This window comes from Spirillospora sp. NPDC000708, assembly GCF_040299565.1.
Lineage (GTDB): Bacteria > Actinomycetota > Actinomycetes > Streptosporangiales > Streptosporangiaceae > Spirillospora.
The window spans coordinates 1-3689 of sequence record NZ_JBEPCJ010000204.1 but is presented as its reverse complement, the minus strand read 5'-3'; the positions used below and the strand labels follow the sequence as shown (position 1 = coordinate 3689).

Below are 3689 nucleotides of genomic sequence, written 5' to 3'. Positions count from 1 at the left end.
CCCTGGACGCCGGCCCCTACGACCCCGGCTCACCCTGGGCCATCGGCTCCCCCGACGGCGGCCACGACGCCATCCACCCCGACCTCGGCACCCTCGCCGACTTCGACGCCTTCGTCGCCTACGCCTCAGACCACGGCCTGGAAATCGCCCTCGACCTGGCCCTGCAATGCTCCCCCGACCACCCCTGGGTCACCCAGCACCCCGAATGGTTCACCACCCGCGCCGACGGCACCATCGCCTACGCCGAGAACCCGCCCAAGAAATACCAGGACATCTACCCCCTCAACTTCGACAACGACCCCGACGGCCTCTACACCGAGGTCAAACGCATCATCCACCACTGGATCGACCACGGCGTACGGATCTTCCGCGTCGACAACCCCCACACCAAACCCGTCGACTTCTGGGAACGCCTCCTGGCCGACATCGCCACCACCGACCCCGACGTCCTCTTCCTCGCCGAAGCCTTCACCCGCCCCGCGATGATGCACACCCTGGCCAAAATCGGCTTCCACCAGTCCTACACCTACTTCACCTGGCGCAACACCGCCGACGAACTCACCGACTACTTCACCGAACTCACCGGCCCCACCGCCGCCTACATGCGCCCCAACGCCTTCACCAACACCCCCGACATCCTCAACGAATACCTCCAGCACGGCAGCCGCCCCGCCTTCCAGATCCGCGCCATCCTCGCCGCCCTCCTCTCCCCCACCTGGGGCATCTACTCCGGCTACGAACTCTGCGAGAACACCCCCGTCCGCCCCGGCAGCGAGGAATACCGCGACTCCGAGAAATACCAGTACCGCCCCCGCGACTGGGAAGCCGCCGACCGCGACAACACCACCATCGCCCCCCTCATCACCCAGCTCAACACCCTCCGGAAACTGCATCCGGCCCTGCAGAGGCTGCGGAACCTGCGTTTCCACCACGTCGACCAGCCCGAGCTGCTGGCCTTCTCCAAACGGCATGGCGACGACGTCGTGCTTGCGGTCGTCAACCTCAATCCGCACCAGCCGCGCGAGGCGACGGTCCACCTCGACCTCACCGCGCTCGGCCTCCCCGACGACCCCGACCGGCCCTTCACCGTCATCGACCAGTTGGACGAGGCGACATACACGTGGCGGAAGGCGAACTACGTCCGGCTCGATCCGCACACGCGTCCCGCGCACGTCTTCACGATCCAGCGGGACGAGGAAAGCCCGGATCGCGAGGACGGCCACGTCCCCGCCGCCTCGTCCGCCGAACCGTCCGCCGCACCGTCCGCCCCGTCGGCCGCACCACCCGCGCCGTCGGCCCGGTCCGCCCCGCCTTCCGGCGCGCGGGCACGACGGACGGGCACGGGCCGCCCCGTCCGCGACTCCCTGCGCGCCGCGCGCGATCGGCTGCGGCCGGGCGGGAGCTGAGCGAAGGGACGGGACGGCCCGCTCGCATCGGTTCCGCGGTGGCGGTCCCCGATGCCGTGGTGACGGGAAGGCGGCCGGTCAGGCCGGTCCCGCGCCGAGCGCCCGGCCCTCGCCGGACCGGCAGGCGCTGAACACCGAGCCGAGCCCCTCGCGGTCGATGATCTCGCGGAGCCGGGCGGGCAGCCCGGGCAGCGAGAGGCAGCCGCCCTCGGCGGCGACCCGCCAGCGGATGCCGAGCAGCACCGGCAGCGGGTCGCAGCGCACCCCGAGCCGGTCGCCCATCCGCACCATCAGGTGCCGCAGGTCGCCCTCGACCAGCGAGGTCAGCGTCTCGCCGAGGCGCCGGACGGTGACGGGGTCGAGGACCCCGGACAGGTGCACCACGGTGTGGTCGCCGTCGCCCGCCTCGGCCGTGGTGATCAGCAGCTCGGGCGGGGCGGCGGACGGGGTCGGCGCGAGCCCGGCGTCGGCGGGGTGCAGGGCACGGATGGCGTCCAGCACGTGCCCGGTGTCGACGGTCGCGGTCTCGCCGGGCACCACCGGCGCCGCGGTCGCCTGCGCGACGTCCTCGAACACCGGGACGAGGCTGGACAGGCCGGTGAGGTGCAGCGCGCGCCGCACGGGAGCGGCCGTCGCGGGCACCACGGCCCGCAGCGGGCAGCCGAGCAGCTGCGCGCGGGTCTCGGTGCGGGCCAGCAGCACCAGCCCGGACGCGTCCAGCAGGATCGAGTCGCCGAAGTCGACGACGACGCCCTTGCGGGGCCGGCCCGCGGCGAGGCGGTCGGTGGCGGGGCGGTCGGCGGCGAGGTCGCCGGCGGCCACCGCCAGCGCGCGGGAGACCCCTTCCCTGATCCCTGCGTAGTTGCGCCAGCTGATCTGCGCGGGCAGGCGCAGCACGATGAACCCTTGCCGGGTGTCCGTCCGCAGGCCCGGCACGGTCGTGTCCTTCATCTGTCACATCCCGATCGGGGTACGCGCGGCGGTACGGGCCGGGGCGGGCCCGCCGGTGGGCGGCGTCACGGGGGCGGACGCGGCGGCGCGGCCCGGCGGCACCGGGGCCCGCTCGCCGTCCGGATACGGCGGCCGCGCGCCGCGGACGACGCCCGTGAGCCGGGACGCCGCGAGGCGCTCGATGGTCCGGGCGTCGGGCCGCATCCCGAGATGGGTGCAGCAGCACCACAGGTCGTCCACGCAACGGCGCACGTTCTCGGCCGGAATGTCGGCGAAGCGAACGCGCAGCCGCGCCACGAGGTCGTCGCGCGTCGGTCCGGCCGATGGCGACATCTCCCAGCGCTCCACTGTCCCTCCGATCGGTCTGGACGAGACGAGAAGATCGCCCGTCCGGGCGGGTCGGCAGCTGCCCGCGCGGCAGGTTCCGAGCTTGGAAGGGACCTACCCGGCGCCTGGGGCGGAAACGGCGCCGACCCTAAAGGTCCGGGCATGACACGCTCGCCGCGCGGTAAGTCCCGCGGCTGTTCGGGCACGGGATCCGCCGCGGCCCGGGAGCGGCGCTCCGGTCACGGAGAGTACCGAGATTTTTACGGATGGTTGCCTGTCGCGCACGCCCTCGCGACGGACGGCGGGAATTGCTGATCTAGATGTCGCCGACACTCCGGGATGGTCCATGCACGCCCAGCCGAAGTACTTCACCTGCAGGACGTCCGGCCAGGTCGCCGACCCGGAGGCCGATCGCGGCCTCGCGCGGGGCGGGATCGGGGCGGAGCGGGCCGCGCCGGCGGCGGGGGCCGTCCCGGACCCCTTCGCCGAGGGCGCTCCGCACACCCCGCACTGGTTCAAGACGGCGGTGTTCTACGAGGTGTCGGTGCGGGGGTTCTGCGATTCCAACAATGACGGGTACGGCGACCTGCGCGGCCTGATCTCCAAGCTCGACCATCTGGAATGGCTCGGCGTCGACTGCCTGTGGCTGCTGCCGATCTACCAGTCACCGCTGAAGGACGGCGGCTACGACATCTCCGAATACACCCGGATCCTGCCCGACTTCGGGGAGCTCGGCGATTTCGTGGAACTGATCGAGCAGGCGCACGCGCGAGGGATCCGCGTCATCGCGGACCTCGTCATGAACCACACCAGCGACCAGCATTCCTGGTTCCAGGCGTCGCGGACCGATCCGGACGGGCCGTTCGGCGACTTCTACATGTGGAACGACACCGACGACAAATACCCCGACGCCCGCATCATCTTCGTCGACACCGAGTCCTCCAACTGGACCTACGACCCCGTCCGCGGCCAGTACTACTGGCACCGCTTCTTCTCCCACCAACC

Annotated in this window: 4 protein-coding genes; 2 read left to right on the top strand and 2 right to left on the bottom strand. The window is 71.8% G+C overall.

What is annotated here, in order from left to right; all coding sequences use genetic code 11:
* Positions 1-1406: alpha-amylase family protein (locus tag ABT299_RS52350; protein ID WP_500255431.1), on the top strand; the 1406-nt coding region annotated here is incomplete at its 5' end.
* A gap of 78 nt (positions 1407-1484) precedes the next feature.
* Here the strand turns inward: ABT299_RS52350 and ABT299_RS52345 are convergent.
* Both ABT299_RS52345 and ABT299_RS52340 read right to left on the bottom strand, forming a co-directional pair.
* On the bottom strand, positions 1485-2357 hold the full coding sequence (locus ABT299_RS52345) for an STAS domain-containing protein (RefSeq protein ID WP_387033358.1): 873 nt from the start codon (positions 2355-2357) through the stop codon (positions 1485-1487).
* A 3-nt stretch (positions 2358-2360) separates the two neighbouring features.
* Positions 2361-2690 carry a hypothetical protein gene (locus ABT299_RS52340; RefSeq protein ID WP_190868696.1) on the bottom strand — a complete coding sequence of 110 codons (330 nt, stop codon included), beginning with the start codon at positions 2688-2690 and terminating at the stop codon, positions 2361-2363.
* Positions 2691-3030: 340 nt separating this feature from the next.
* Here ABT299_RS52340 and ABT299_RS52335 point away from each other — a divergent pair.
* Positions 3031-3689: alpha-amylase family glycosyl hydrolase (locus tag ABT299_RS52335; protein WP_500255430.1), on the top strand; the 659-nt coding region annotated here is incomplete at its 3' end.

What these genes read in the sequence shown, in the direction of transcription:
- ABT299_RS52345 (WP_387033358.1), bottom strand. Translation starts at nt 2,357, where the DNA reads ATGAAGGACACGACCGTGCCGGGCCTGCGGACGGACACCCGGCAAGGG.
- ABT299_RS52340 (WP_190868696.1), bottom strand. Translation starts at nt 2,690, where the DNA reads ATGTCGCCATCGGCCGGACCGACGCGCGACGACCTCGTGGCGCGGCTG.